Below are 25,466 nucleotides of genomic sequence, written 5' to 3' on the forward strand. Positions count from 1 at the left end.
CTTCTTTTTCACAAAAAATTGATGGTTGGGTGCCTAACATTAGTGTTGTCTCGGTCAATGAAATTTTCACATTTGCCGTAGGCACTTCTTTTCAGGAACAACCGATCACCATGTTGAAGATCAAAGCCGTGCGCCCGGAATGGGTAACACTGATTGCCAGTGCCTTTTTGTTAACAGCCTTCAATTTTGTGCTGTGGCAGCACCTGTTTGAAATCACCGCGTCCGACGGTAAAGGCATCGTCCTGCGCGTGGCATTCGGGGCGATGATTCTGGCGGCTTTCAACATTTTTCTGACCTTTGTGGCCTTCAAACGTGTGTTGAAGCCGGTCCTGACGCTGCTCTTCATGATCAGCGCCAGCGTGGCCTACTTCATGAGCCAATACGGTGCGCTGATTGACACCGGTATGTTACGTAACTTTGCGCAAACCAATGCGACAGAAGTACGCGACTTACTTTCGTTAAAGTTGTTGGCTTATATCCTGTTTTTGGGTGTGTTGCCGTCGTGGTTGTTATGGAAAACACCGGTTAATTATCGCCGCTGGCACCGTGAGTTGTTAAGTAAGGTTCTGGTGAGTGTTGCCTCGATTGCCGTCATCGGCGGTGTTGCCCTGATTAACTATCAGGGCTTGTCCTCATTGTTTCGCAATCACCACGAGTTGCGCCTGATGGTGGTGCCGAGCAACTACATCGGCGCCTCGGCCGGCTATTTGCGTGAACAAGTGGTTTCCGCCCGTCAACCCTTTGTCAAAATCGGCGAGGACGCGCAGAAGAATCCGGTTTGGCAAGTTCATGGCCGCAAATCCCTGACGGTATTGGTAGTTGGCGAGAGCGCCCGGGCCGAGAACTTCGGCATCCTGGGGTACGACCGCGACACCACCCCGAAGCTGAGTAAAGAAGCCGGCCTGATCGCGTTCACCGATGTGCATTCATGTGGCACGGAAACCGCCGTGTCCGTGCCGTGCATGTTCTCTAACATGGGCCGCAAGGACTACAGCGCAAGCAAGGCGAAAAATGAAGAAGGCCTGCTGGACGTGCTTAAACGTGCCGGTCTGGACGTGATCTGGCGTGACAACCAGTCGGGCTGCAAAGGCACGTGCGACCGCGTCACCCTTGAAGACGTGAGCAACTTGAAAGACCCGATACTGTGCGCCAACAGCGAATGCCGCGATGAAATCCTGCTAAAAGGTTTACAACACTTTATCGACACACTCGATAAAGACACCGTGTTGGTCTTGCATCAAATGGGTAGCCATGGCCCGGAATACTTCAAGCGCTACCCGAAAGAATTCGAACGGTTCACGCCGGTTTGTGAAAGTAACGCCCTGAACAACTGCAGTCGCGAAAGTATCGTTAATGGTTACGACAATACGCTGGTGTATACGGACCATGTGCTGTCGAGCCTGATCGATCTGTTGCGCAAGAACCAGGAAAAAGTCGACACCGCGATGCTGTACCTGTCCGACCACGGCGAGTCGCTGGGTGAGTACAACCTGTTCCTGCATGGCACGCCTTACATGTTGGCGCCCGAACAACAAAAGCACGTGGCGATGCTGGCGTGGTTCTCCGACAGCTATCAGAAGTCGTTCTCGGTGGACACCAACTGCCTGCAACTGACTCGCGACAAGCCATTGAGCCAGGACAACCTGTTCCATTCGATGCTGGGTCTGCTGGAAGTCAGCAGCAAGGTCTACAACCAGGACCTGGACATGTTCGCCGGTTGTCGCGGTGCGGCTATCGACGGCGTGTTGGCCAAAGATTGAAGGCTTCGCCCTTTATTACGCAACGGCCGCTAACACGCGGCAGGTTGAGTCACCACCAAGAGTCAATGCACATGTCTGCGCAGCCCACGTCCGCCATCGAGCTTGAGTTCGCCCAGCGCTACGATCAGGAACACGCCCGCGTCTGCCGTCAGCCGCAACCGCGTAACCTGGCCGGGCGTCTGGCGTTCTGGCGCGAGCTAAACCTGGTGCGCAATGCGCTCAAGGTGGCCGGCGAGCCGGGGTTGATCCTTGACGTGGCGTGCGGCGCCGGGCGCTTCTGGCCGGTGCTGGCCGAGCACGCCAACCGGGTGATCCTCGCGTCGGATCCATCTCAGGACATGCTCAACCATGCGCAGACTCACCATCCACAGAGCCTGCTCAAGCGAATCAAGACCTTTCAGAGCTCCGCCTTCAGCCTTGGTTTGTCCGCCAATGCCGTGGACTGCATTTTTTGCATGCGACTGTTTCAGCACATCCCCTGCCCCGAGCATCGATTGGCCATGCTTCAGGAGTTCCACCGGGTCAGTCGCGATACCGTGATTGTGGCGGTGCGGGTCGATGGCTATTTCAAGCCGCGCCGACCAGAGACGGAGGCCTTTCAGGCCCCACAGCCGGTCAGCAAGGTCGATGTTGAAGCTGAGTTCAGGCAGGCAGGGTTCGAAGTGCTGAGCCATCAGGGTTTCCTGCCAGGCTGCGCGTGGATGCGGGTCTATGTACTGAGTAAGACCAGTTAGTCTCCGCTTGTCAGACATTTCTTGCTGTCGGGCAGGTCTTTTCGCTACAGCTCTTGTTCAGTGGATGCGCGGAAATCGCTGGCGGCGATATATACTGCGCGCCATTCTTCAAGGGAGAGCCGTGTGGCCATCGATATTCACTGGATTCGCGACAACGATAGCCTCGGTCAGTTTTGCGCCGAGTGGCAGCAGCTGCCATTCGTTGCCCTCGACACCGAATTCATGCGGGTCGACACCTTTTACCCGATCGCCGGCCTGCTGCAGATCGGCGATGGCGTACGCGCTTACCTGATAGACCCGCTGACCATCGACAACTGGCAACCCTTGGCCGCGTTGCTGGAAAATCCGGCCGTGGTCAAAGTCGTCCATGCCTGCAGCGAAGACCTTGAGGTCTTGTTGCGCCTGACCGGCAGCCTGCCGGAGCCGCTGTTCGACACGCAACTGGCGGCCGCTTACCTGAACCTGGGTTTCTCCATGGGCTACTCGCGATTGGTGCAAGAGGTGCTCGGCATCGACTTGCCCAAAGGCGAAACCCGTTCCGACTGGCTGCAACGTCCGCTTTCTGACACTCAGATCAGCTACGCCGCTGAAGATGCTTTGCACTTGGCGGAAGTTTTCGTACAGCTTCGCCCGAAGCTTTCTGACGACAAGTACGCCTGGGTCCTGGAAGACGGCGCCGAGCTGGTGGCCAACCTGCGCCGCGAGGTCGACCCGTACGAGGTCTATCGCGAAGCCAAACTGGCCTGGAAGCTCTCCCGCGCCCAACTCGCCGTGTTGCGGGAGCTGTGCGCCTGGCGTGAGCGTGAAGCCCGTGCCCGTGATCTGCCGCGCAACCGCATCGTCCGTGAGCATTCCCTGTGGCCGCTGGCGCGGACTCAGCCGGACAACCTTGGCGCGCTGGCGAAAATTGAAGACATGCACCCGCGTACCGTGCGTCAGGATGGCGAATTTCTGCTTGATCTGATCAAACGCTCTGGCAGTGTATCGCCCGATCAATGGCCGCCCGCCGTGCCGGAGCCGTTGCCGGTGGATGCCGCCGTGCTGGTCAAACAGCTGCGCGCCATCGGCCAGGCCGAAGCCGAGCGCTTGAGCATCGCGCCGGAACTGATGTTGCGCAAGAAAACCCTGGAAGCGCTGCTCAAGAGCGGCTTCCCCAATGGTCCTTACCAATTGCCTGATTCGTTGCGTGGCTGGCGCCGCGAATTGATGGGCCGGGCGCTGCTCGACAGCCTGGCCACCGCCGGAGAACAGCCTTGAAACGTATTTGCTCGATCTACCGAAGCCTGAAGAAAAACGAGATGTACCTCTATGTGCTCAAAAGCGATGCACTGGAGCGTGTCCCGGAATCATTGATGGCAGCCTTCGGCAAACCGCACCACGCGTTCGATCTGGTGTTGACGCCCGAGCGCAAGCTGTCGCGTGAGGACATCACCGTGGTCCTGGAAAACCTTGAAAAGCAGGGCTACCACCTGCAAATGCCGCCGGCCGAAGACGAGTACATCGAACACTTGCCGGAAGAATTGCTGCGCCGCAACGATCCGATGTGACCCGCAGACAGGCTCTGTTCAGAGTCTGTGTGAAACACTGGAATGATTTTTGGCGATGGCCGTGACGAGAGAGCGATGCTCCGTGCGCGGTCGTCTCCACGGTTTTTGAAAGGTTTGAAACATGCGCGTTCTGATTGCCGAACACGACCACCCGGTGTATGCACAATTGTTGCGTCAGGCGGCGCCTGAGCTGGAAGTGCTCACCAGTGGAGACTCCGCTGAACTGGCTCGTCTGGCGGCTGATTGCCCGGTCTGGCTGGGGCAGCCGGATTTGCTGGCCACCCTGTTGCGTCAGGGCCACGAGCCGCAATGGCTGCAATCGACCTGGGCGGGCATCACGCCACTGCTGGCCGACGGTTTGCCACGTCACTATCGCCTGACCCGCGCGGTCGGCATTTTCGGTCAGGTCATGGCCGAATACGTGCTGACCTACATGCTTGGCCACGAGCGCGAAGTATTGGCGCGGCTGGTCAGCCAGGTCGAGCGCAAATGGGACAGCCGCCATGGCCAGAGCCTGGCGGGGCGCAAGGTATTGATCGTCGGCACGGGTGACATCGGGCGGACGGTGGCGCAGTTCCTGGTGCCGTTTGGCGTCGAGTTGTACGGCATCGCCAGCGAAGCTCGCGAACAGGCACCGTTTGTTGAAGTCGGTGCGCTGGCGGATTTGCCGCGTTTGGTCGGGGAAGTCGATTACGTGGTCAATCTGCTGCCCAATACCCCCAATACCCATGATCTTTACGACGCTGCACTGTTCAAGCAGTTCAAGCCGACCGGGTTGTTCATCAACGTCGGTCGCGGTGTCGCGGTGGTCGATGCGGATCTGGTGGAAGCCTTGAAAGAAGGGCATCTGGCGGGCGCGGTGATTGATGTCTGCCGTCAGGAGCCGCTGCCGCAACGTCATCCGTTCTGGACCGCCTGGGGCTTGCTGCTGACCGGCCATAGCTCGGCGCCGACGTCGCCATCGATGATGGTGAACCTGTTTGTCGAGAATTTGCGGGCGTACGAGGCGGGTGAAGCGTTGCGCGGGGAAGTGGATTTCGAACGCGGTTACTGAGTTCACCGCTCACTCGAACATCATGCCAAAACCTGTAGGAGCCGAGCTTGCTCGCGATGACGGTGTCACAGTCAACATGGATGTTGAATGTGCCGGACTCATCGCGAGCAAGCTCGGCTCCTACAGTAGATTTTCAGTGTTGATTAGAGGGTGAAGTCACCTTCGGCGGCCAGTTCGCTCAACGGGCGACGCGGGCTCGGTTCTTCACGCGCTTGCAGGTAATCCACCAGCGATGTCTTGTCGCCCAGTTTGCCGACCGCAATGGCGGCGTGCAGCGCATAACCTTCAGGAATGTTCAGCTCCTTGCGGGTCAGCTCCTGATCGAAACCGGCCATGCCATGGGTGTGCCAGCCGCTGATGCTCGCTTGCAACGCCAGGTGACCCCACGCCGAACCGGTGTCAAAGGTGTGCCACAGGGCCGGGGTTTCTTCGGTCGCGCCCGGCACGGCGAAGGTGGTTTTCGAGATCACGATCACCAGGGCCGAGGCGTGTTGTGCCCAGCTGCGGTTGAATTCGTTCAACAGTCCCAGGTAACGCTCCCAGTTTGGCGTGTCGCGACGCGCATAGAGAAACCGCCAAGGCTGCGAGTTGTAGGCCGACGGTGCCCAGCGCGCGGCTTCGAAGAAGCTCAACAGGGTTTCTTCCGGGATGGTTTCGCCGGTGAACGCGCGGGGTGACCAGCGATCGGTGAACTGCGGGTGGATGGCGTAGTCGGCAACGCGTGGATTAGCACTCATCAAGAGATTCCTTGCTACGTTTGAAAGTGAGGGAGCGACGCGAAACCCTACTGGGCGGCGCAAAAACTGACAAGCCTGTTTATACCGGCGGTCGCCAATGCTTGGCCCACAAGGGCCTTGGCACTAGACTGGCGGCCTTTTCACCACCTGATGTTGATGCTTGAGCCATGGCCGCCAAAGTCGAACCGTTCTGGATACGCAAAACCCTCGATCAACTGGATCAAGAGGAATGGGAGTCGCTGTGCGACGGCTGTGGCCTGTGCTGCCTGCAAAAGCTCGAAGATGAAGACGACAACAGCGTCTATTACACGCGAATTGCCTGCAAACTGCTCGACCTGAAAACCTGTCAGTGCACCGATTACCCCAATCGGCGTGACTTCGTCCCGGACTGCATCCAGCTCACGCCGGGCAAGGCCGACGAGTTCAAATGGCTGCCACCGACCTGCGGCTATCGCCTGGTCAGTGAAGGCAAGGACCTGCCGCTCTGGCACCATCTGGTTTGCGGTGATCGCGATGCGGTGCACCACGAGCGTATTTCGCAATCCGGGCGCATGCTCGCCGAAGGCAGCGTGCCTGAAGATGATTGGGAAGATCACCTGATATTCCGCGCGGGTTAACTCCAGCTGCTGTTAACCCTGTGGCGAGGGAGCTTGCTCGCGCTTGAGTGCGTAGTGACGACAAAATCCGGGGCTGCTGCGCAGCCCAGCGCGAGCAAGCTCGCTCGCCACAAGGAGTGTGTATGGCTGTGGGATGGCGGCTGGCGTTGGTCGTGGGGCTACTGGCCCTGAGTTCGCCCGCGTGGGCGGCGAAGAAGGTGGATCTGGATTACCACGTGCGCCTGTTGCCACAAAGTGATCAAGCAGAGGTGCGCTTGACGCTGGCGCAGGGTTCTGCGGTGCGCAGCCTGGATTTTGACCTGGGCGACGGCAGCCGCTACAGCGACTTCAAGGCCGACGGCCAATGGCAACTCATACCGGGCAAAGTGGCGCGTGGGGTCTGGCATCCCGCCGCCGACAAGGCCAGCCTGACCTACCGCGTACGCATCAGCCATGGGCGCAAGAGCGGCAGTTTCGACACGCGCATGACGCCCGGTTGGGCGCTGATGCGCGGTGATGATCTGGTGCCGCCAGCCAAGCTCGATCAACAGGATGGTATCGAACTGGTTTCGCGCCTTGAGTTCGAGTTGCCCAGCGGTTGGAAAAGCGTCGAAACCGCCTGGCCGCGTATCGGCAAGAACAAATTCCGCATCGACAATGTGTCCCGACTGTTCGACCGGCCCACCGGCTGGATGCTCGCGGGCCACCTCGGCAGTCGTCGCACGCGGCTGGGAGAAACCGAAGTCACCGTCGCTTCGCCACAGGGGCAGGGCATGCGCCGCATGGACGTGCTGACCCTGTTGACCTTTGTCTGGCCGCAAGTCCAGGCCGTGTTCCCGCGTCATCCGGGCAAACTACTGATTGTCGGCGCCAACGACCCGATGTGGCGCGGCAGTCTCGCGGCCCATGAATCGATTTACCTGAACACGCGTCTGCCACTGGTCAGCGAAAGCGGCAGCAGTGCACTGGTGCGTGAGTTGGTGCAGGTGTTCGGGCGGATCAACGATAAACAGCGCAGCGACTGGATTACTGAAGGTTTTGCCGAGTATTACGCCATCGAACTGGTGCGCCGAGCCGGCGGCATGAGCGATGAGCGGTATGAAAGTCTGCACGGCAAGCTGATCAAGGACAGCCAGAAGGTCACGACTCTGCGTGGCGAACAGATCAACCCGGCGCAGGTGTCGAAAGCGGTGGTGTTGTTACAGGAACTGGACCGCGAGATACGCCTGAAGACACGCAACAAGCGTTCGCTGGATGATGTAGTGCGCGGGGCGATGCATCTGGAGAGTGTGGATACCAAGGAGTTTGTTCAACTGGCCGAGAGCGTCATCGGCGAGCCTTCCAAAGTCCTTGATACCGAGTTGCTTCAGTAACACCGCCATCGTCGGAACGCCGCCCGGGGCAAGCCCGCTCCCACATTTGACCGCGTCCGTCCGGACAACTCGGTTAACTGTGGGAGCGGGCTTGCTCGCGAAGAGGCCCTCAGCCTCAATACTTCTTCCGGATCAAACCCCGGTCTTCGGCGACTTCAACGAATCATTTCCCGTCACCGTAGCGGTGCTGGTCGCCGCCTCGGCATTCGCCTTCAACGTGCGCAATTCTTCCCCGGCCCGTTCAATCTTCGCCCGTACATTGTCCAAGTCCTGGCGGCTTTTCTCGATCATGCTCTTGACCGAACTGTGCCCGGTAATCCCGCGCGCCAGTGCCACGCCGCCGATCGCCACTTGAATCAAACCGAAAATACCGCCGCGACGCAGGCCCTTGCCCATCATCACGATGCCACCGGCCACGGAACCGGCGCGTTCCCAACCGTGAACGTTCTGCTCGGAAGGGGACTGGAACGGGGTGGATTCGATACGCTCTACGCGTTTGAGTTCGCTCATGATCTTTCTCCTGGCAGTAAGGCTGCGTCGTCGTGGATAGTTAAGCTGACTGCCGAAGCCGGCGGCTTGTTCCATCGAATGTACGTTGAATCAGCGAAATTTCGCCCCGGAACGGGTGTTGAGCCCTTTGGACATGCGGTCGTAAAGCACGACGTTGACGGTGGCTGCCAAATTCATGCAACCGGTGGTCGGGATATAGACCACGTCTTCGCACCAGTCGCGAATCTCTTTGTCCAGCGAGCCGTCTTCCGGGCCGAAGATGTAGAGGGCGCGATCCGGGTGAGTGTATTCGGGCAGGGAGCGGGCGCCTTCGACCAGTTCCACGGCAACCGGCACGCAGCCCAGCGGCAGAATTTTTTTCAGGTCGTCGATACCGATCAGCGGGATGTCGTAGTGGACGCGCTTGGTGTCGGTGACGAAGTCGGCGGCGCGTTCATAACGCTTGCCGGTGTAGAACACGGACGCCACGCCATAGCAGCCGGCGGCGCGCATGACCGAACCGACGTTTTCCGGTGATTTGGGGTTATACAAACCAATGCAGCTGTACCGTTTGTCTGCCACGAGCGGGGTGCCTTCGGGGAAAAAACGGCGATTATACGGGGATTGGGGGAGGGGTGTTCAGTTTGAGATTGGTGGTGTCCGGGCTATAGCTTTCGCGAGCAGGCTCGCTCCCACAGGGATCTATGGCGCACCAAGATCCAATGTGGGAGCGAGCCTGCTCGCGAAGGGGTCAGTCAAGACACTGAAGATCTTCAGTCTTCTTTCTTCATCAACCCAGCCAACGCCGCAAACGGATTATGCGTCGCCTTGGCGATTTTCGGCGTGCTCAGCGAACCATCGCCGAAATACTGCTGATCGGTATAGCGCGAGTGTTCATTGTCGTGGCAGTACAGGCACAACAGTTCCCAGTTGGAGCCATCCTGTGGGTTGTTGTCGTGGTTGTGGTCGCGGTGGTGCACGGTCAGTTCGCTCAGGCGCTTGCCGGAAAATTCACGGGCGCAGCGGCCGCATACGTGCGGGTACATTTTCAGGGCCTTGTCGCGGTAGCCCATTTCCTTGTCGCGCTGGTTGTCGGCGAGGATGCGGTCCAGCTTCGAAGTATTGGTCGGGGTGGACGAACTCATGGGTTCACCTTTGTAAAAAGACTAATGACGGTATTAAGCGAAGTTTAGCTCAGCCCTTGAGCTTCTCGGCAATCCAGATGGTGTGGCGTGTGCCCTTATTGCCGTGGGCGAAGACTTGCACTTCCTCGGCCTTGAAACCGGCCTTTTTCAATTTGTCGGAAAACTGCCTGTCAGCGCTCGCCGACCACACTGCCAGCACGCCTTTGGGCCGCAGGGCCTTGGCGCAGGCGCTCAGGCCGCCGGCGGAGTAGAGCCAGCTGTTGGCTTTTTGGGTCAGGCCTTCGGGGCCGTTGTCGACGTCGAGCATAATCGCGTCGAACCCTTGCGGCTCGGCCTGCAACACTTTGGCCACGTCTTCCATGCGAATCACGGTGCGCGGGTCGAGCAACGGGTTGCCGGCCTTCTCGCCCAGCGGCCCACGGTTCCATTCCACCACGCCCGGCACCAACTCGGCGACCACGACTTCGGCAGTCTTGCCCAAATGCTTGAGCGCCGAGGCGAGGGTGAAGCCCATGCCCAGGCCGCCGATCAGCACCCGTGAATTCGGTCGGCCAGCCACTTTGCGGCAGGGGATTTCGGCGAGCGCATCCTCGGAGCCGTGCATGCGGGTGTTCATCAGTTGTCCGCCGTCGCCACCCTGGATCTTGATGACGAAATCCTCACCGTATTCGAACAGGCACAGGGCACCGCCGTTTTCAGGAATGGGCGTGGTGTCGAGCAGAACGAAACGTTTCATGGGGCTCTCTTGAGACAGATTTGCATAAACGGGGAGGGCAAACGGACGCAGTTGGGAGTAGCCTGAAAGGGACAACAAGGCCAACGGAGCCATTGATGAAGCGCACTATTCTAACGGCCATTGCTCTGGCCGCGCTCTCGATTACTGCAGTGCAGGCGCAAACGTTGCAATCGATCCCCGTCAGCCCCGCCCCCATGCCCGGTTCACCTGGCACCGCGACGCCGACGCCGTACCCGCAAATCACCGCGCCCTCCTTGCCAAAAACCGGCCCCGGCAGTAGCGGTCCGCCGTTGGTACCAATTGAAATGCCGAGCCCGCCGACCAAGGACCAGCCTGTGCCGGGGATCGAGCAAAACCCGACGAAAGTCAAATCGCCGGGCGGTTAAACCTGCTGCGAAAGCAGTTGTCCGTCGGCCATGCGCAAGCGTTTGGAGAGAGCGACAGCGAGGGCGCGGATGATCTTGGCGGCGATTTTTGGCGCGTCGTTGATCATCTTTTCCAGCGAGTCCTTGCCCAGGTTCAGCAACTGGCAGTTGCTCGCGGCCACGCAACTGGCTGAACGCCGTTCACCGTCCAGCACCGCCATTTCGCCGAACGAGCGGCCGCTGCGCAACGTGGCCATGGTCACGAGTTGCCCGTCAGTATTGGTTTTTTGCACCGCTACCTGTCCGGAGTGAATGATGCACATGAAGCTGCCGGCATCACCCTCATGGAAAATCTGCTCGCCCTGCGCCACGGTGCTGATGCTGAAATAGCCCGAGGCCGCCGCAAAATCGGCGGGCAGCAATTGATCGAACAGGCCGCAGTCCATCAGCCAATCGCGAATTTCGTTGTTCAGTAAGGTTGGTTCTGACATGTCGTCACGGTCTTTTTCTTGTGTCTGTTGCTGGTTCGAATTTGAAGCCCACCACAAACCCCTGTAGGGATAAGTGGTGTGCCGGGGTCTGGTCTTAAGACCGGCACCCCGCGCCAAGTTCCTCAGGCAATGCCCAAAACCTTGAACAAAAATGCGTATTCGAGTGCTACGTCACGCAATCCTTGATAACGACCGCTCATCCCGCCATGTCCGGCGCCCAATTCCGTCTTGAGCAGCAGTAGATGGCTGTCGGTTTTGGTCGCGCGCAATTTCGCTACCCACTTTGCCGCTTCCCAGTACTGCACACGGCTGTCGTTGTAGCCGGCGATCACCAGCGTCGCCGGATAGGCTTGCGCGGTGACGTTTTCGTACGGGGCATAGGCCTTGATCCGATCAAAAACGTCCGGCTCTTGCGGATTGCCCCATTCGTCGTATTCCGTGACGGTCAGGGGCAGGTCCGGGTCGAGCATGGTGTTGAGCACGTCGACGAATGGCACTTCGGCAATCGCTGCGCCGAACAACTCCGGCCGTTGATTGAGCACGGCGCCAATCAGCAAACCACCGGCACTGCCGCCGCTGATCGCCAGTTGTGGCGCGGTGGTGAAGCCGTTGGCAATCAAATGTTCAGCACAGGCAATAAAGTCGCTGAAGGTGTTGTGCTTGTGTTCCTGCTTGCCAGCCCGATACCAGGCTTCGCCCAACTCGCCGCCGCCACGCACGTGCGCGATGGCGAAGGCCATGCCGCGATCCAGCAGACTCAAACGGGCGTGGGAGAACCACGGGTCGAGGCTTTCGCCATAAGCGCCATAACCGTAAAGGTACAGGGGCACGGGTTGGCCCAGATGTTCGCGTTTGACCACCAGGCTGATCGGCACCTGTGTACCGTCCGGTGCGGTTGCCCACAGGCGCTGGCTGACGTAGGCATCGGCATCAAACGGGCCGAGCACCGGGGTTTCCTTGAGCACTTTCTGTTCGCCACTCTCCAGTTCAAGCTGGCGAATTTGCGCTGGGCGGTTCAACGCCTCGTAGCGCAGGCGAATCTTGTCGCTGACGAACTCCAGGCTGTTCTGGACGTGCAGGCTGTAGGCCGCATCCGGCAATTGCACGCGATAAGGCGTCAGGCCTTGTGAATGGACTTCGATGATCGGCAAACCACCTTCGCGCAGGCTCAGGGTCATGGCGCCGGTATTCAGGCTCATGCCGTCGATCATTACGGTGTCGCTGTGGCGGATCAGGTTTTGCCAGTCGGCTTCGGTGGGCGCCTCGCCGGTGTCGACGGCGCTGTACAGGGCAAAGTTGATGCCGTCGCGGTTGGTGCGAATGAACCAGGTCCATTCTCCATCAAGGGCGCCATGATCGACGTCGTATTCATGGTCTTCAACCCGTGGCGCCAGGCACGTGAAGGCCTGATGCGGCAGGGAGGCGTCAAGCACCCAGACTTCACTGGTGGTCTTGCTACCAAGGGACAGCAGCAGTTGCAGTTCGGAGCTTGAGCGGTAGCAATGCAGGAAGAAACGTCCGTCCGGCTCATGGAACACTTCTTCGGCGGCCGTGCCGTCCAACCGATAACGGAGCAGTTTATGCGGGCGATGGGTGTCGTCCAGCTCGCCGAAAAACAGCGTCAGGCTGTCATTGGCCCAGGTCATGCTGCCGTCGCAGTCCTGGAACTCCAGTTCGCTGACGCGACCGTCGGACAATTCCTTCACGAACAGCGTGTATATCTCGTCGCCGCTGGCATCGATGCTGTAGGCCAGACGCTGGTGGTCCGGGCTTATGCTGAACGCCCCCAGGGAGAAGAAGCCGCCGTTGGCCAACTCGTTCGGGTCCAGCAGCAGCTGTTCCTGGCTTTCGTCGAGTTGCAGGCTGTCATCGGCCGGGCGCGGGCAGCGGTAGTGCCGGGCATATTCGTCACCGGCGGTGGTCCGCGTGTAATACAGGTACGGACCCCAAGGGGAGGGCAGCGACAAGTCGGTTTCGAGAATCCGGCCCTTGATCTCTTCGTACAGGGTCTCGCGCAGGCCTGCCTGATCGGCGGTTTGCGCCTCTTGAAAGCTGTTTTCAGCCTTGAGGTAGTCGAGCACCGCGACGGTGTCGCGCTCCTGCAGCCAGGCATACGGGTCATCGCCTTCGGCCTTGTGGGCAATGGGCGCGTCGGAAACGTTGGCGGATAAGGGCATGAAAGACTCTCGAACGTTGTACGAATTTGGGGGGCGCACCTGTGGGAGCGAGCCTATGTGGCGAGGGGGCTTGCGCCCTCGCCACATAGGCTCACTCCCACAAGAACAAGCCTGATGTGCGAAAAGTCGTTACTATAAGCGCCTCTTTGCCTGCCTTGCCATGGACACCATGACAGAGAACGACTATCTGATCGCTTGGGGCCTCTACGCCTTTGCCGCTTTAGGCTGCCTGTTGGTGTGGATGCGCTTGACCCGCTGGATGTGGCGCTGGCTGCGCGAGCCGCTGCGGCTGCTGGTGGCCGTGTTGCTATTCAGCCCGACGATCATCGATCCGGTGAAGGATAAAGTCGCGCCGGCCATCGCCATCACGGCGCTCGACCTGTTGTTCAAGGTCGGCAACAACGCGTGGCGGGCGATTTCCGATCTGCTCATGTACGGCATGATTGCCTTTGGTCTTTACCTGGTCATGGTAGCAATCCGCTTCCCCATCGAGCGCGCCTCCAATGCTCGCAAGGAACAAGCGGCCGCCGCCAGGGCTGCCGTTAAAGCCGAAGACCCTGAAGACGATCATCCCTTCGGCGGTGCCGGCGATGATCGTTACGGCCGCCCGCCGGTTCCGAGCAATCCTCAGCGATTGCGAGTCGAGCCGCGTTTGTAACCTTGCCCCTGCCTTTTCATCGAGAGTCCGAACATGTGTGAGTTATTGGGCATGAGCGCCAATGTGCCGACCGACATCGTGTTCAGCTTCACCGGGCTGATGCAGCGCGGCGGCCGTACCGGCCCGCACCGTGATGGCTGGGGGATCGCTTTCTATGAAGGTCGCGGTCTTCGATTGTTTCAGGACCCGGCCGCCAGCAGCGAGTCTGAAGTTGCGAACCTGGTACAGCGCTATCCAATCAAAAGCGAAGTGGTGATCGGGCACATCCGCCAAGCCAATGTCGGCAAGGTTTGCCTGTCCAATACCCACCCGTTCGTGCGCGAATTGTGGGGGCGCAACTGGTGTTTCGCCCACAACGGCCAACTCGCTGACTTTCAACCGACAGCCAGTTTCTATCGCCCCGTTGGTGACACCGACAGCGAGGCAGCGTTCTGCGATTTGCTCAACCGCGTACGCACGGCGTTCCCGGAACCGGTCGAGGTTGAAGCACTGCTGCCCGACCTGGTGGCGGCCTGCGCCGAATACCGTAGCAAAGGCGTATTCAACTGCCTGCTCAGCGACGGCGACTGGCTGTTCTGCTATTGCTCGACCAAATTGGCCCAGATCACCCGTCGGGCACCTTTCGGTCCTGCGCGCTTGAAGGATGTCGATGTGATCGTCGACTTCCAGGCCGAAACCACGCCCAACGACGTGGTGACGGTGATTGCCACCGAACCCCTGACTGAAAACGAAACCTGGACCCGCTACGAACCGGGCCAATGGAGCCTCTGGCGACGCGGCGAATGCGTCAGTCAGGGCAAGACCGAATAAGGATCTCCCCCGATGTTGCTCAGTTATCTACGGCTGGTGTTGTTTGCGGCGGGACTGTTGATCGGTGTCCAGGTGCCGGGGTTTATCAGTGATTACGCCAAGCGGGTCGAGGCGCACCTGATTGAGGCGCAGACCGGTTTGAGTGGTTTTCAGGGGACGGCCAACCAGTTCTTCAAGGGCGACATGCAGGCGCTGGTTGCCCATTACCGCGCCAGTGACGACCCGATCTTTCGCAGCGATGCCGACAGCCTGAGCAACCTGCTGACCCGTCAGCTGGCGTTGGACAAGCAATTCCAGGCCATGCAAGGTCCGTGGTACATCCGCTTCCTGCAAGTGGTGCTGGCCGCCGACCCGGACATCCGCAAGGAAACCTGGAATGGCTACAGCTACCAGATCCTGCTGACGCCGCAAGCGATGATCTGGGGCATGAGCGGCGCGATGCTGCTGTCGTTCGGCATCGAATGCCTGTTCCGCTTGATCGACTGGGTGGTGCTGGGCGGCAGACGCCTGCGCCAGAGCCGGCCGATTGAAGACCGGGATGTGCGCGGCCTGTAACCCTGTAGCCGGTTTGCCGGCGATTGCCGCGACACGTATGTCTGGCAGATCGCATCGCTGGCAAGCCGGCTCCTGCTTTTACCAGTCGACGGAGTAGCTCATGCTCAGCGTGCGGCCTTCGGCGTTGGCGAACGGCGCTCTGGCGTTGGCCTGGGTGAACAGGTTTACATACGTGCGATTCGTCAGATTAAACACCCCGCCTTCAAGACGACCGACCGGCAGTTGCACGGAGCCGAGCAGGTCCACCAGCGTATAACCGTCGATGTCGCGTCCGTTGTTGTCCTTGGCGGCGGCGTCATAACTGGACAAATGCATGCCTTGCAGGCGCAGGTTGTAATCCTCTTCGATATAGCCGACGAACAGCGTGGTCTTGGCCGGTGAGATGCGCGTGGCCGGCAGATCGATCCATTTGCCGTTCTGCTCGGTCTCGCCTTTGGCCCAGGCGTAAGTGCCACCCACCGACCATTGATCGGTCACGCGGTAGTTCAAGTTGTTTTCAATGCCGCGAACGCGCTCTTTCTGGTTGATCAGGCGTAATACGCGATCATTGGCATCGTAGAACTGGGTCACGTCCGAGGTGTTTTCATACACGGTGACGTCGGCCTGCCACCGGTCCCAGTCACCACGCCAGCCCACCTCGTAACTGTTGACCTTGATGGCCTGGGCGTTGAGGCTCTGGATGTCGAAGGTGCTGCTGACATCACGCATGAAGCGCTGGATATCCGGTAGCGAAAACCCCTGGCTGAAATTGGTGAATACGTCCTGATTTTCACTCAGGTGGTAGACCGCCCCCAGGTTGTACAGCGTGGCATCGTAATTGAGGGTGTCGCCGGGCAGCGTTGCGCGTACGCCGGTCTGGACGATCTCACCATAGGCGATACTGTCGGAGACGTCGCTTTCGATCCATTCACGGCGCACACCGCCACGCAAGGTCCAGTCACCGATGTCCCAGGACATCTGCCCGAACAGCGATTTGGTGGTGGTTTCGATGTCCGGGCCCAGCTCGTAGGTGGTGCCGGTCTTGGTGTAGGTCAGACCATTGAGCGTGTATTGATCACCTCGTTGGCGGGAGCGCTCATTATCAAAGTCGGTGCCCCAGACCAGGTTGCCCGTGGCACTCCCGATGGCCGGCAGCGGCGTGTCGATGGCTGCGCGCAGGCCGTAGACATCCTGCACGCTGTTGTTGTCGGAGATCCCCGCCTTGCCCCGCGACAGGTCCGGGAAGAACAGTGCATCGGCGCGGCGCCAGTAACTTTCCAATTGCAGGCCTTGACCGTAGAAGTCCTCGTCGGTGTAGTTGAGGTTGACTGCCTGGTTGTGGGTATAGGGTTGTTCATCCAGTTTCAATCCCTTGACCGCCACGGCTTGCTGCAGGTTTTTCGGGTCTTTGGTGTAACCCGTGTCCTGCTGATCCTTGTAGTCCTGCAGCGACAGGCTGAGTTTTTTGTCGGCATCCAGTTCGTAACCGAAACGACTTTGCAAGTCATAGGTTTCGGTGTCCATGCTGCTGCCCTGAGAGGTGTCCTGAGGGATGCGGTTGCCGTTGCCGTCGTACATGTCGTTACGCTGGATCAGGTCGGCGGAGACATACCAGTCCAGGGCATCCTTGCGCCCGGTCGCGCTCTGAAAAGTTTCGTAGGCGAAGCCTTTGCTATTGAGGTTGTTGCCGGTGGTCAGGCCCAGTTTGCTGCTGTAGGCAATGTCCTGACCCTGATTGCGCTTGGTGATGATATTGATGATGCCGCCTGAAGCACCGGCGCCATAGAGGCTGCTGGCGCCGGAGACCACTTCGATGCGTTCGACGCTGGCCGGGGTGACGCTGTTGAGCTGGCGGAAGTTGTCGCGTGTGGCGTTCTGCGATACGCCGTCGATCAATACCAGCATGTTGCGCCCGCGCAGGGTCTGGCCGAAGTTGCTCATCCCGCCGCTGGACGGTGCAAGACCGGGGACCAATTGCCCGAGAATGTCGGAGATCCGGCGACCTGCGCCGCTCTGCTCACGGATCTGCTGTTCGTCGATCACCAGGACCGAACCTGGAATCGAGGCGATGGTCGCTTCGCTGCGAGTCGCGGAGACGACGGTGGCTTGCATGTTCAACGTGCCAGGCTGCTGCTCGGTATCTTCGGCCCAGGACTGGGCGCTGAAGGTCCCTAGCAGCGGGATCAGCAGGGGGAGTTTGGTTCGGGTCATGATGAGGACTTTTTTGAGTTGTGATAAGTGTGGATAGATACGTTCGAGCGGTCAGGTGTGGCGTTGAATGACCGCACCCAGCGGATCCCGATGGCGGCTACGGCGTAGGTCAGCGCCACCAGCCAGAAACTGTGGGTCAATCCGACCAGCCCCATGCCGACTCCGCCGAGAACGGCACCGAGCAGAGCGCCGGCCTTGGCCGCGCTGTTGCCAAGGCCGAGCGCAAAGCCCTGTTGGTTGGCGGATACGCTGTTGGCGATCAGGGCATAAGCCACAGGCAGCAGGGCGCCTTGCCAGATGCCCCAGACGAGTCGACTGACGAGAAATCCCAGCCATTCGTTGGCCAATGCCGTGGCTGCCAGCGTCAGGGCACACAGCCAGGCCACGCCTTCGATGACGCGCAAGGTGTAGGCCGGCTGCCAGCGGTCGAACAGGCGTCCCCACAGCGGTGCGGAAATGGCCAGGGTCGCGGCGCTCGCCGCGTAGGTGGCGCCGATCAGCCAGCTCGGGGCGTGCAGAATGTTCGCGACGTACAGCGCGTAGAATGGCTGCGGCATCATCTTCGCGGCCTGAATCAGCACGATCACGAACAGGATTCCACCGAGCCAGCCTTTGGGCAGCGCCACGGGTTCAACAGGTTTTTTCTTCGAGGCCTGAGCCTTGTCGGCCGGCAGGAAAAAACTCCCCAAGGCGCACAACAGGCAAATCGACGTCGCGCCATAACAGAGCAGGGCAAATCCCGAGACGTCCATCAGCCAGCCGCCCAATACCGGGCCGATCAACGAGCCGACTGCAGTCGCCGATTGCAGGTGGGCCAGGGTGTGACCCCGTCTGGAACTGTCGCAGCAGGCCAAGGCATAGGCTTGCGCGGCGGCGAGAAACCCGGCCAACGCGCCTTGCATCACGCGAATACCCACCAGCAGCCACGGGTCGAGGGTGATGGCCGCCAACCCTTGGCACAGTGCAAGTGCCAGCAGCGCCCGAACAATCATCGGTTTGTGTCCGGTACGATCGCCCAACCGGCCCCACATGGGCGTCAGGAGCATGGCGGCCAGCATTGGACCGGCATAGACCATCGCCGATAACAGCGCGGTGTAGCCGGCGCCCTCCGGCCCGAGCAGGTGCTGGATCTGCAGGGGCCAGAACGGGCCGCTCATTTCCATCGCGCCCATGGAGACAAACTGGATAACGATCAGCAGTCGCAGGGCGCGACCGTCAGCGAGCATGGGTGATGGGTCGCAGCGGGTTACTCAGGCGTCCGACGATGTCGGCATGACTGTCGAGCAAGCGCATGCGCATGAAAGATTTGGCTGGCCAATCCTGTTCCAGCAAAGCTTGGCGCTCGCTTTCCCAGCGTGTCGGTTCAACGCGCTCGCGCAAGGTCTCGAAGCATTGCGCAACGTGCGTTGCCAATCGCTCCCAAAGGATATTTTCCGGTACATTCCAGTGGCGGGCACAGAGCAACGTCAGCTCGCCGAGGTGGCACATGAACGTGGTGTGCAGGAGTTTGTCGCGGACAAAACCGGAATCGTCATACAGGGTCATTTTCGGATCGTGCAGCTCGATGTCCAGGCCCCTGGCGTGCAGGGTTTTGCGATCGATACGCACGTCGCCAAAGTCACGCAATAACAGCCGATTCAACTGCCCGTCAGCGCCCATCACCATGAAACTGTTTTGCTGGTGCGCTTCGAACGCTACGCCATACATCAGGTAAATGCCCAACAGACTCGGTACGGCAATCGACAGGTAATCATCGAAGAACGCCAGCATGGCCTCGCTGTCGTCACGGCCCTGAGCCAGTCTTACCCAATCACGCAGCAACGGTTGTTCGAATTCGTTGACGGCGAACAGGCTGCCGACCGGCACCGCCAATTCGCCTTCTTGCAGCAGGGTAAGCGGGTTGTCGCGATACAGCACGGCTGCATGCCGGGAGCGTTCGTCATCGGCCGGTTGGGGCGCGTAGTGCACGCCGATGCGCTCCGGAACGATGTTCAGCAGACGCTGAATCTGCGGCTCCTGATCGAGGATCTTCAGTATCAGTTGGCTGATGCGCGGCCCCATCCGGGCTGAGCGCGGCGACACGGTGCGCTGCACACTGGTCAGTCGCAAAGCCACCGGCAGTTTGACCATCGGCGCAACGCGGCTGGCGTCCGGCAGGACCGTGCGGAAGGACATGGTCGGGTGGCCGGTAAAAGCGACGATGTCAGTGACGATCAGCAGGTTGTCGGCGATCTCGTTGGCGAACGAATCCGGCAGTTCTTCATGGGCTTGCCAAGGGTGCGACGGGAGCGGGAGGTAGTCCTTTGCGTCCAGGCCCAGCTGCTGCAAATGGCGCTGCAATTGTTCGGCGGCCTGTGGGAAGTGACCTTGCCACCAATCCCAATAATCGGCAGTACCCGCCAGCGCTTCGACGTGTGCGTACTGGCGGTGCAGGGCGCACAGCACAATCGGAAAACTCGCTTCGAACTCTGGCGAGAAAGCGATGACCTGAGCGGCGCTCAAACCCAGTTTGGTCTTGTAGTTCGGGTGCCATGGATGGCCGAGCGTGCCCCACTGTTCGAGCAGTGACGTAGGGTTCTGATGACTGGCGCCGGCTTTGAGCCAGGCGAGCAGGTTGTCGTCGTACTCGGTGTCGATCTGTTTTCTCAGGCGCTCAGTCCATCCAGTGTGAAACGCCAGGCACAGGGTGTCGTTGCTGAAGCTGTCATCCAGTTCCCGGGCCAGACGCTCCAGTACCTGCGGGGAGGCTGGCGGGTTGAGCTGAGTGCTGAGGTGAGCGAGCAATTCGCTGGGCAGCTGGATTTTGCGGGGCAGTCTGTCAGGGGTATGCAGGACGATGCTGCCGCGCACGTCCCAGCTGTTCATTCTTGTGCCGCTCAGGTGCTCGAAGCACAGGTATGCGCCATCGCCAAGTGGCAGCCAGCAACGGCTATTGTCGTCGTATTCGCAAGCGTCGGGGTTGATCAGGCCTTCACGAAACAGCGCCTGGATCAGGCGTTGGAAGCAGCGCTGGGCGGCGGGCTCCAGCGCATTGCTCAAATGGTCGAGGGTGATGCGGTGGGACTGGAAAGCCCGAGTGCCAAGGGCTTCGCTCCAGTGAGCGAGCAATTGCTGCTGTCTTTGCGTGTAGGCGCGCATCAAGTCCGATTCCTTGTGGACAGTTGGTTAGCTGAAAGCGCGCAGAGAATATCTTTTTGGAAATACAATGCAAATGATAGTAATTAATAATTACATTACAGAAAGTGTCCTTCAGATTCTGGTCTGGGATTTGCTCAAGACGATGTAGTGCTCGCCCACTTTCTGCGCATAACGCTCCAAGACGTGCTGACACAACGCCACAATCTCCTCGACCCACTCAACGCCCGTGCGCCACGACACCACCACCTGCAAATCCGGTGGCCGTTGATCAATGGCCAGCAAGGTCAATTCCCCGCGCGCCAGTTCCTCGGCCACCAGCACCGGTGGCAGCGCACCAATGCCGAAACCATCGCGCAACAATCGGGTAATCGCCGACACGGAGTTCACGCAGTTCAGGCGTGGCGTCATCACGCCATGGGCCTGCATCAGGGCGAGCACCTCCTGATGCGGATGGGAGTTTTTCGAATAGGTAATGATCCGCTCGCGCGCCAGGTCGGCGATGCCCGAATACTCACGGTTGTAGAGGGAATTACTCGCCGCGATCCAGCCCATGGGATGACTGGCCAGTTCAAGGCTGCGCACGCTTTCCTGGCGCATCAGGTCGGTTTGCAGGATCAGATCGAGAAAGCCTTTTTGCAGCTGATCGCAGAGGTTGAGCGAGGTATCGGCCACCAGTTCGATTTCCACCAACGGATAGAGATCCGTCATCTGCGCCACCAGCGGGCTCAACCAGGTGTGGATCACTGTGTCCATAACGCCAATCCGCACCCGCCCGACCTTGCTCGAACGGGTCTCGATCGACTGTTTGAGCGCTTGCATGGTGTCCATCATCTGCTCGGCATAGTCGAGCACTTTCAGGCCTTCGGGCGTGAGGCTGACGCCGCGTGAATCGCGCAAAAACAGTTTCACCCCCAGCTCACTTTCGAGCACGGCGATGCGGCTGGAAATCGAGGCCTGGGTGGTGAAGAGCTTGTCGGCGGTCAGGCGAAAACTCTTGAGTCGGGCGACCCAGACAAAGGTTTCGAGAAACTTCAAATTCATGGGATCAACTTTTTCTTATGCCTAAGCCCGGTTTTTATTAGTTGGACGTAGCAGGGCCGGGAACCCAAAAATCGGCGCATCCGGTTCCCACGATAGGCGTCGTCGGGGCTCAGAACAATACCAATAAAAACTAGCGCGGAGATTTGCCATGAGTGCGCCCGACACGCTCGACATCCCCAAAACTACGGCTCGCCCGGGACCTTTCGACTGGTACCGCAACATCAATCAGCAGGAACGCCGCACCTTCTGGAGCTGCAAGATCGGCTATGGCCTGGACGGCATGGACACCCAGATGCTCAGCTTCGTGGTGCCGACCCTGATTGCGATGTGGGGCATTACTACCGGCGAAGCCGGGCTGATTCACACCAGCACCCTGATTGCTTCGGCCATCGGTGGTTGGGTGGCGGGAATTCTCTCCGACCGCATCGGTCGTGTGCGCACCTTGCAACTGACGGTGCTGTGGTTTGCCTTCTTCACCTTCCTCTGTGGCTTCGCGCAAAACTACGAGCAACTGCTGATCAGCCGCACCCTGATGGGCTTCGGTTTCGGCGGTGAATGGACCGCCGGCGCCGTGCTGATGGGCGAAGTGATTCGCGCCAAGGACCGCGGTAAAGCGGTGGGCATGGTGCAATCGGGCTGGGCGCTGGGGTGGGGGCTGACGGCGATTCTGTATGCGCTGCTGTTTTCGTTGTTGCCGCCGGAAGATGCCTGGCGTGCGCTGTTCATCCTCGGCATTGTGCCGGCGATTTTTGTGATCTTCGTTCGTCGTCTGGTCAAGGATCCGGAGATCTACCGCGAAGCCAAAGCCAAACAGGAACCGAGCAATCCTGCGAAGTTCTACGAGATTTTTGCCCCCGGCATCCTCTTCACCACGATTCGCGCTTCGGTGCTGACCACCGGCGCCCTGGGCGGTTACTACGCAATCACCTCATGGTTGCCGACGTTTCTGAAGAACGAGCGGGGTTTGAGTGTACTCGGCACGGGCGGTTATCTGGCGATGGTGATCGTCGGTTCCTACATCGGATACGTCATCAGCGCCTATTTGACTGACATTCTTGGCCGCAAGAAGAACTTCATTCTGTTCGCGGTCGGCTCGTTCACCATCGTGTTGCTCTACACCCAATTGCCCGTCAGCAATGGCGTGATGCTGTGGCTGGGTTTCCCGCTGGGCTTCTTCGCTTCGGGGGTTTTCAGCGGCATGGGCGCATTTTTGACTGAATTGTTTCCGACACGGATTCGCGGTTCGGGCCAGGGTTTTTGCTACAACATCGGTCGGGCGCTGGCGGCATTGTTTCCGCTGCTGATCGGTTTGCTTAGCCAGAAGGTGCCATTGAGCGTAGGCATCGGGGCGTTTGCGGCAGTGTCCTACGGTGTAGTCATCCTTGCCGCACTGAGCCTGCCGGAAACCCGTGGCAAACAACTGGATGCGCAGTAATCTGCCTACCTCTAAAAAGAATAGAACCTACAGGAGTGTTCTCCGTGAGCCGCCTGCTATTGAACTGCGATATCGGCGAGAGTTTCGGCAGCTGGACCATGGGTCTGGATGCCGAAGTCATGCCCTTCATTGATTGCGCCAACATCGCCTGCGGCTTTCATGCCGGCGACCCGAGCATCATGCGCAAGACCGTCAGCCTGGCGCTGAGCAACGGCGTGCAGATCGGCGCGCACCCGGCCTATCAGGATCTGGTCGGTTTCGGCCGGCGCTCGATGGCGTATGCCGCCCAGGAACTCCAGGACATTCTGCATTACCAGATCGGTGCGCTCGACGGCATTTGTCGGGCTCAGGGTGGGCGTGTCAGCTACGTCAAACCCCACGGCGCGATGTACAACGACATGATGGCCAACCCGGCACAATTGCGTGCGGTGCTTCAGGCCATGGCGGCTTATGACCGAACGTTGCCGCTGATGTTGATGGCGACCCGCGACAACAGCGCTGCGCAGCTACTGGGCGATGAATATGGCGTGACCTTGTGGTTCGAAGCCTTCGCCGACCGCGCCTACGACAGCGCGGGCATGCTGGTTTCCCGGCAACTGCCGGGCGCGGTGCATCATGATCCCGAAAAAATTATCGAGCAGGCGCTGACCATTGCCCGTGGCGACAACCTCACCGCCAGTGACGGCAGCGCGTTGCACTTGCAAGCCAACACCCTTTGCGTGCACGGCGACAACGCCAGTTCGGTCGCTGCTGTGCGGCGGATTCGCGAAGCCCTTGATCAGCAGAGCGCACCATGAAAATGCGGGTAGAGGTGGTGGCGCTGGATTGTCTGATGGTGCGTCTTTTTGATGAGATCAGTGAGGCCAACATGCCGTGGATGCTGGCGGCCAGCGAAAACCTGCGGGCTGCGTTCGGCGCGCATCTCATCGATCTGGTGCCGTCCTATACGACGTTGATGGTGCATTACGATTTGACCGTGCTAAGCCCGGCTCAGGCTCGGGAATTGATCGCCCAAGCGCTGATCGACCTGTCGCCCAACACCCACACCGGCGGTAAATGTCATGTGCTGCCGGTCTGGTATGACTTGAGCGTCGGCCCGGAGCTGAGCCTGTTGTCGCAACGCAGCGGGCTGGCGATGGAGGAGGTGATCCGCCGTCACAGCGGGCGCGAGTACCAGGTGTTCGCCTTGGGCTTCGCGCCGGGTTTCGCGTTCATGGGGCTGGTCGAAGAAGTGCTTGCCGCGCCACGCCTGAACACCCCGCGCAAAAAAGTCGCGGCGGGCAGTGTCGGCATCGCCGAGCGCCAAACCGCCGCCTATCCGGTCGTCTCTCCCGGCGGCTGGAACCTGATCGGGCGCACCCCGGCCAAACTGTTCGACCGCGAACGTGATGGCTACAGCCTCATGCAACCCGGCGACACGGTGCGCTTTGAAACCGTCAGCCATGCCGAGTTTATCCATTTGGGCGGTGACGACACGCCATTGGAGGCGCAGGCATGAGCCGATTATCAATAGAAGCGAGTACGCCGCTGTGCCTGTTACAGGACGCCGGTCGCTTTGGCGTGCGGCATCTGGGCGTGACGCAGGGGGGCGGGCTGGATTGGCGTTCAATGTCCTGGGCCAACTGGCTGCTGGGCAATGACCTGAATGCGCCGGTGATCGAAATTACCCTCGGCGGGTTCACCGTGGTGGCCGAAGAAGATTGCGTGCTGGCGTTGGCCGGGGCGGATCTGGGGGCTCAAGTCGAAGGCGAGGCACTGGCGCCATGGCGCAGTTTCAGGCTGCATAAAGGCCAGCGATTGCAGTTTACGCAGCCGCTGCTCGGGGCTCGGGCTTATCTCGCAGCGCCGGGTGGGTTTGATGCGCCAAGCGTCTTGGGCAGTCGTTCGACCGTGGTCCGTGAGGAACTGGGCGGTCTGGATGGCAGGGGCCGAGCGTTGGCCAAAGGTGCGCAGCTGAGCTATGCCGGGAGTGCGTTGCTCCTGCTGCGGGAGTTGCCGGCGGAGCATCGACCGGACTTCACCGACGATTCGCCGCTGGATCTGGTGTTGGGCGCACAGATCGGCGAATTCAGCGGGCAGAGTCTGTTCGACGCGTTCAACAGTGTGTGGACCCTCGACAGCCGCGCCGACCGGATGGGCATTCGCTTGTTGGGCACGGCGTTGCAGTACCAGGGAAAACCGATGATTTCCGAAGGCATCCCGCTCGGGGCGGTGCAAGTGCCGCCGGACGGGCAGCCGATTGTATTGCTCAATGATCGGCAGACCATTGGCGGTTATCCGCGCCTGGGGGCGTTGACGCCGTTGGCGCTGGCGCGGCTGGCGCAGTGCTTGCCGGGGGCGAAGGTGCGGTTGCGGCCGGTGGTGCAGGAGGTGGCGCATCGCGAGCAGATCGAATATCTACATCGATTCCTGAAAAGCTAAAAGCTTCGCTGGCA

Annotated in this window: 26 protein-coding genes; 15 read left to right on the forward strand and 11 right to left on the reverse strand. The window is 59.9% G+C overall.

All coding sequences use genetic code 11. The annotated features are described in order from the left end of the window. The first annotated feature begins 110 nt into the window (after positions 1–110). From ACA048_RS07275 to ACA048_RS07295, 5 genes are all read left to right on the forward strand, one after another. Positions 111–1,760: a phosphoethanolamine transferase gene (locus tag ACA048_RS07275; RefSeq protein WP_497628547.1), complete on the forward strand. Its 1,650-nt coding sequence runs from the start codon at positions 111–113 to the stop codon at positions 1,758–1,760. 71 nt (positions 1,761–1,831) lie between these two features. After that, positions 1,832–2,494: a class I SAM-dependent methyltransferase gene (locus tag ACA048_RS07280; protein ID WP_497628548.1), complete on the forward strand. Its 663-nt coding sequence runs from the start codon at positions 1,832–1,834 to the stop codon at positions 2,492–2,494. A 123-nt stretch (positions 2,495–2,617) separates the two neighbouring features. Beyond that, positions 2,618–3,751 (forward strand): ribonuclease D, encoded by a 1,134-nt coding sequence (gene rnd / locus ACA048_RS07285; RefSeq protein WP_497628549.1) that lies wholly within the window; start codon positions 2,618–2,620, stop codon positions 3,749–3,751. Beyond that, positions 3,748–4,041, forward strand: a complete 294-nt coding sequence (locus ACA048_RS07290) for a YcgL domain-containing protein (protein WP_007898694.1) — start codon at positions 3,748–3,750, stop codon at positions 4,039–4,041. The genes rnd and ACA048_RS07290 overlap by 4 nt, the downstream gene beginning before the upstream one ends. Positions 4,042–4,162: 121 nt before the next feature. Next, the gene (locus tag ACA048_RS07295) at positions 4,163–5,095 is read left to right on the forward strand and encodes a D-2-hydroxyacid dehydrogenase (protein ID WP_497628550.1); all 933 of its coding nucleotides are present in this window, start codon (positions 4,163–4,165) and stop codon (positions 5,093–5,095) included. 143 nt (positions 5,096–5,238) lie between these two features. Here ACA048_RS07295 and ACA048_RS07300 read toward each other — a convergent pair whose 3' ends face one another. Continuing rightward, a complete protein-coding gene (locus ACA048_RS07300; RefSeq protein WP_497628551.1) occupies positions 5,239–5,832 on the reverse strand; it encodes a nitroreductase family protein in 594 nt (197 codons plus the stop codon). A 167-nt stretch (positions 5,833–5,999) separates the two neighbouring features. Here ACA048_RS07300 and ACA048_RS07305 point away from each other — a divergent pair, with 167 nt between their 5' ends. Beyond that, on the forward strand, positions 6,000–6,449 hold the full coding sequence (locus tag ACA048_RS07305) for a YcgN family cysteine cluster protein (RefSeq protein WP_007944020.1): 450 nt from the start codon (positions 6,000–6,002) through the stop codon (positions 6,447–6,449). 122 nt (positions 6,450–6,571) lie between these two features. Continuing rightward, complete coding sequence (locus ACA048_RS07310; RefSeq protein WP_497628552.1) at positions 6,572–7,801, forward strand: hypothetical protein; 1,230 nt, start codon at positions 6,572–6,574, stop codon at positions 7,799–7,801. Positions 7,802–7,933: 132 nt separating this feature from the next. Here ACA048_RS07310 and ACA048_RS07315 read toward each other — a convergent pair whose 3' ends face one another. The 4 genes from ACA048_RS07315 to ACA048_RS07330 all read right to left on the reverse strand — a co-directional run bounded on the left by ACA048_RS07315 (position 7,934) and on the right by ACA048_RS07330 (position 10,171). Continuing rightward, positions 7,934–8,311: a YgaP family membrane protein gene (locus tag ACA048_RS07315; protein ID WP_497628553.1), complete on the reverse strand. Its 378-nt coding sequence runs from the start codon at positions 8,309–8,311 to the stop codon at positions 7,934–7,936. A 90-nt stretch (positions 8,312–8,401) separates the two neighbouring features. Next, the gene (locus tag ACA048_RS07320) at positions 8,402–8,872 is read right to left on the reverse strand and encodes an RNA methyltransferase (RefSeq protein WP_008153126.1); all 471 of its coding nucleotides are present in this window, start codon (positions 8,870–8,872) and stop codon (positions 8,402–8,404) included. A gap of 191 nt (positions 8,873–9,063) precedes the next feature. Further along, positions 9,064–9,435, reverse strand: coding sequence for a YajD family HNH nuclease (locus tag ACA048_RS07325; protein ID WP_003222612.1), 372 nt, complete (start codon positions 9,433–9,435; stop codon positions 9,064–9,066). A 49-nt stretch (positions 9,436–9,484) separates the two neighbouring features. Continuing rightward, positions 9,485–10,171: a spermidine synthase gene (locus ACA048_RS07330; RefSeq protein WP_007898703.1), complete on the reverse strand. Its 687-nt coding sequence runs from the start codon at positions 10,169–10,171 to the stop codon at positions 9,485–9,487. A 95-nt stretch (positions 10,172–10,266) separates the two neighbouring features. Between ACA048_RS07330 and ACA048_RS07335 the strand changes: the two genes are divergently transcribed. Then, on the forward strand, positions 10,267–10,557 hold the full coding sequence (locus ACA048_RS07335; protein ID WP_497628554.1) for a hypothetical protein: 291 nt from the start codon (positions 10,267–10,269) through the stop codon (positions 10,555–10,557). On the opposite strand, the gene ACA048_RS07340 is transcribed toward ACA048_RS07335, so the two are convergent. Beyond that, entirely contained in the window at positions 10,554–11,027 is a 474-nt protein-coding gene (locus ACA048_RS07340; RefSeq protein ID WP_497628555.1) for a cyclic nucleotide-binding domain-containing protein, read from the reverse strand. The two genes, ACA048_RS07335 and ACA048_RS07340, sit on opposite strands and share 4 nt — an antisense overlap. Positions 11,028–11,149: 122 nt before the next feature. After that, positions 11,150–13,204 carry a S9 family peptidase gene (locus ACA048_RS07345; RefSeq protein WP_497628556.1) on the reverse strand — a complete coding sequence of 685 codons (2,055 nt, stop codon included), beginning with the start codon at positions 13,202–13,204 and terminating at the stop codon, positions 11,150–11,152. Positions 13,205–13,364: 160 nt separating this feature from the next. Here ACA048_RS07345 and ACA048_RS07350 point away from each other — a divergent pair, with 160 nt between their 5' ends. The 3 genes from ACA048_RS07350 to ACA048_RS07360 are packed head-to-tail and all read left to right on the forward strand — an operon-like array spanning position 13,365 to position 15,227. Next, positions 13,365–13,862, forward strand: a complete 498-nt coding sequence (locus ACA048_RS07350; protein ID WP_497628557.1) for an MFS transporter — start codon at positions 13,365–13,367, stop codon at positions 13,860–13,862. A 33-nt stretch (positions 13,863–13,895) separates the two neighbouring features. Then, positions 13,896–14,672 carry a class II glutamine amidotransferase gene (locus tag ACA048_RS07355; protein ID WP_497628558.1) on the forward strand — a complete coding sequence of 259 codons (777 nt, stop codon included), beginning with the start codon at positions 13,896–13,898 and terminating at the stop codon, positions 14,670–14,672. Between the two features lie 12 nt (positions 14,673–14,684). After that, entirely contained in the window at positions 14,685–15,227 is a 543-nt protein-coding gene (locus ACA048_RS07360; RefSeq protein ID WP_497628559.1) for a DUF2937 family protein, read from the forward strand. Positions 15,228–15,305: 78 nt separating this feature from the next. Here the strand turns inward: ACA048_RS07360 and ACA048_RS07365 are convergent, their stop codons facing one another. The 4 genes from ACA048_RS07365 to ACA048_RS07380 all read right to left on the reverse strand — a co-directional run bounded on the left by ACA048_RS07365 (position 15,306) and on the right by ACA048_RS07380 (position 21,596). Next, positions 15,306–17,417: a TonB-dependent receptor gene (locus ACA048_RS07365; protein WP_497628560.1), complete on the reverse strand. Its 2,112-nt coding sequence runs from the start codon at positions 17,415–17,417 to the stop codon at positions 15,306–15,308. Then, the gene (locus ACA048_RS07370; RefSeq protein ID WP_497628561.1) at positions 17,414–18,643 is read right to left on the reverse strand and encodes an MFS transporter; all 1,230 of its coding nucleotides are present in this window, start codon (positions 18,641–18,643) and stop codon (positions 17,414–17,416) included. The genes ACA048_RS07365 and ACA048_RS07370 overlap by 4 nt, the downstream gene beginning before the upstream one ends. Continuing rightward, a complete protein-coding gene (locus ACA048_RS07375; protein WP_497628562.1) occupies positions 18,633–20,555 on the reverse strand; it encodes an IucA/IucC family protein in 1,923 nt (640 codons plus the stop codon). Before ACA048_RS07375 ends, ACA048_RS07370 begins: the two co-directional genes overlap by 11 nt. A gap of 111 nt (positions 20,556–20,666) precedes the next feature. Beyond that, the gene (locus ACA048_RS07380; protein WP_497628563.1) at positions 20,667–21,596 is read right to left on the reverse strand and encodes a LysR family transcriptional regulator; all 930 of its coding nucleotides are present in this window, start codon (positions 21,594–21,596) and stop codon (positions 20,667–20,669) included. A gap of 148 nt (positions 21,597–21,744) precedes the next feature. Here ACA048_RS07380 and ACA048_RS07385 point away from each other — a divergent pair, with 148 nt between their 5' ends. Genes ACA048_RS07385 through ACA048_RS07400 form a run of 4 tightly spaced genes read left to right on the forward strand, consistent with a single transcriptional unit; the run spans position 21,745 to position 25,452 of the window. Further along, positions 21,745–23,031, forward strand: coding sequence for an MFS transporter (locus ACA048_RS07385; RefSeq protein WP_497628564.1), 1,287 nt, complete (start codon positions 21,745–21,747; stop codon positions 23,029–23,031). A 44-nt stretch (positions 23,032–23,075) separates the two neighbouring features. Beyond that, on the forward strand, positions 23,076–23,828 hold the full coding sequence (locus ACA048_RS07390; protein ID WP_497628565.1) for a 5-oxoprolinase subunit PxpA: 753 nt from the start codon (positions 23,076–23,078) through the stop codon (positions 23,826–23,828). Continuing rightward, a complete protein-coding gene (gene pxpB / locus ACA048_RS07395) occupies positions 23,825–24,529 on the forward strand; it encodes a 5-oxoprolinase subunit PxpB (RefSeq protein WP_497628566.1) in 705 nt (234 codons plus the stop codon). The genes ACA048_RS07390 and pxpB overlap by 4 nt, the downstream gene beginning before the upstream one ends. Beyond that, positions 24,526–25,452, forward strand: a complete 927-nt coding sequence (locus ACA048_RS07400; protein WP_497628567.1) for a 5-oxoprolinase subunit C family protein — start codon at positions 24,526–24,528, stop codon at positions 25,450–25,452. Before pxpB ends, ACA048_RS07400 begins: the two co-directional genes overlap by 4 nt. Positions 25,453–25,466 lie beyond the last annotated feature (14 nt).

The sequence above is a fragment of the Pseudomonas sp. LBUM1659 genome (assembly GCF_059716045.1).

Excerpts from the sequence above, each read along its gene's own strand:
- ACA048_RS07275 (WP_497628547.1), top strand. The coding sequence starts at position 111 with ATGTTGAAGATCAAAGCCGTGCGCCCGGAATGGGTAACACTGATTGCC.
- ACA048_RS07280 (WP_497628548.1), top strand. The coding sequence starts at position 1,832 with ATGTCTGCGCAGCCCACGTCCGCCATCGAGCTTGAGTTCGCCCAGCGC.
- ACA048_RS07295 (WP_497628550.1), top strand. The coding sequence starts at position 4,163 with ATGCGCGTTCTGATTGCCGAACACGACCACCCGGTGTATGCACAATTG.
- ACA048_RS07300 (WP_497628551.1), bottom strand. The coding sequence starts at position 5,832 with ATGAGTGCTAATCCACGCGTTGCCGACTACGCCATCCACCCGCAGTTC.
- ACA048_RS07305 (WP_007944020.1), top strand. The coding sequence starts at position 6,000 with ATGGCCGCCAAAGTCGAACCGTTCTGGATACGCAAAACCCTCGATCAA.
- ACA048_RS07310 (WP_497628552.1), top strand. The coding sequence starts at position 6,572 with ATGGCTGTGGGATGGCGGCTGGCGTTGGTCGTGGGGCTACTGGCCCTG.
- ACA048_RS07315 (WP_497628553.1), bottom strand. The coding sequence starts at position 8,311 with ATGAGCGAACTCAAACGCGTAGAGCGTATCGAATCCACCCCGTTCCAG.
- ACA048_RS07325 (WP_003222612.1), bottom strand. The coding sequence starts at position 9,435 with ATGAGTTCGTCCACCCCGACCAATACTTCGAAGCTGGACCGCATCCTC.
- ACA048_RS07330 (WP_007898703.1), bottom strand. The coding sequence starts at position 10,171 with ATGAAACGTTTCGTTCTGCTCGACACCACGCCCATTCCTGAAAACGGC.
- ACA048_RS07335 (WP_497628554.1), top strand. The coding sequence starts at position 10,267 with ATGAAGCGCACTATTCTAACGGCCATTGCTCTGGCCGCGCTCTCGATT.
- ACA048_RS07340 (WP_497628555.1), bottom strand. The coding sequence starts at position 11,027 with ATGTCAGAACCAACCTTACTGAACAACGAAATTCGCGATTGGCTGATG.
- ACA048_RS07345 (WP_497628556.1), bottom strand. The coding sequence starts at position 13,204 with ATGCCCTTATCCGCCAACGTTTCCGACGCGCCCATTGCCCACAAGGCC.
- ACA048_RS07350 (WP_497628557.1), top strand. The coding sequence starts at position 13,365 with ATGGACACCATGACAGAGAACGACTATCTGATCGCTTGGGGCCTCTAC.
- ACA048_RS07355 (WP_497628558.1), top strand. The coding sequence starts at position 13,896 with ATGTGTGAGTTATTGGGCATGAGCGCCAATGTGCCGACCGACATCGTG.
- ACA048_RS07360 (WP_497628559.1), top strand. The coding sequence starts at position 14,685 with ATGTTGCTCAGTTATCTACGGCTGGTGTTGTTTGCGGCGGGACTGTTG.
- ACA048_RS07365 (WP_497628560.1), bottom strand. The coding sequence starts at position 17,417 with ATGACCCGAACCAAACTCCCCCTGCTGATCCCGCTGCTAGGGACCTTC.
- ACA048_RS07370 (WP_497628561.1), bottom strand. The coding sequence starts at position 18,643 with ATGCTCGCTGACGGTCGCGCCCTGCGACTGCTGATCGTTATCCAGTTT.
- ACA048_RS07375 (WP_497628562.1), bottom strand. The coding sequence starts at position 20,555 with ATGCGCGCCTACACGCAAAGACAGCAGCAATTGCTCGCTCACTGGAGC.
- ACA048_RS07380 (WP_497628563.1), bottom strand. The coding sequence starts at position 21,596 with ATGAATTTGAAGTTTCTCGAAACCTTTGTCTGGGTCGCCCGACTCAAG.
- ACA048_RS07385 (WP_497628564.1), top strand. The coding sequence starts at position 21,745 with ATGAGTGCGCCCGACACGCTCGACATCCCCAAAACTACGGCTCGCCCG.
- pxpB (WP_497628566.1), top strand. The coding sequence starts at position 23,825 with ATGAAAATGCGGGTAGAGGTGGTGGCGCTGGATTGTCTGATGGTGCGT.
- ACA048_RS07400 (WP_497628567.1), top strand. The coding sequence starts at position 24,526 with ATGAGCCGATTATCAATAGAAGCGAGTACGCCGCTGTGCCTGTTACAG.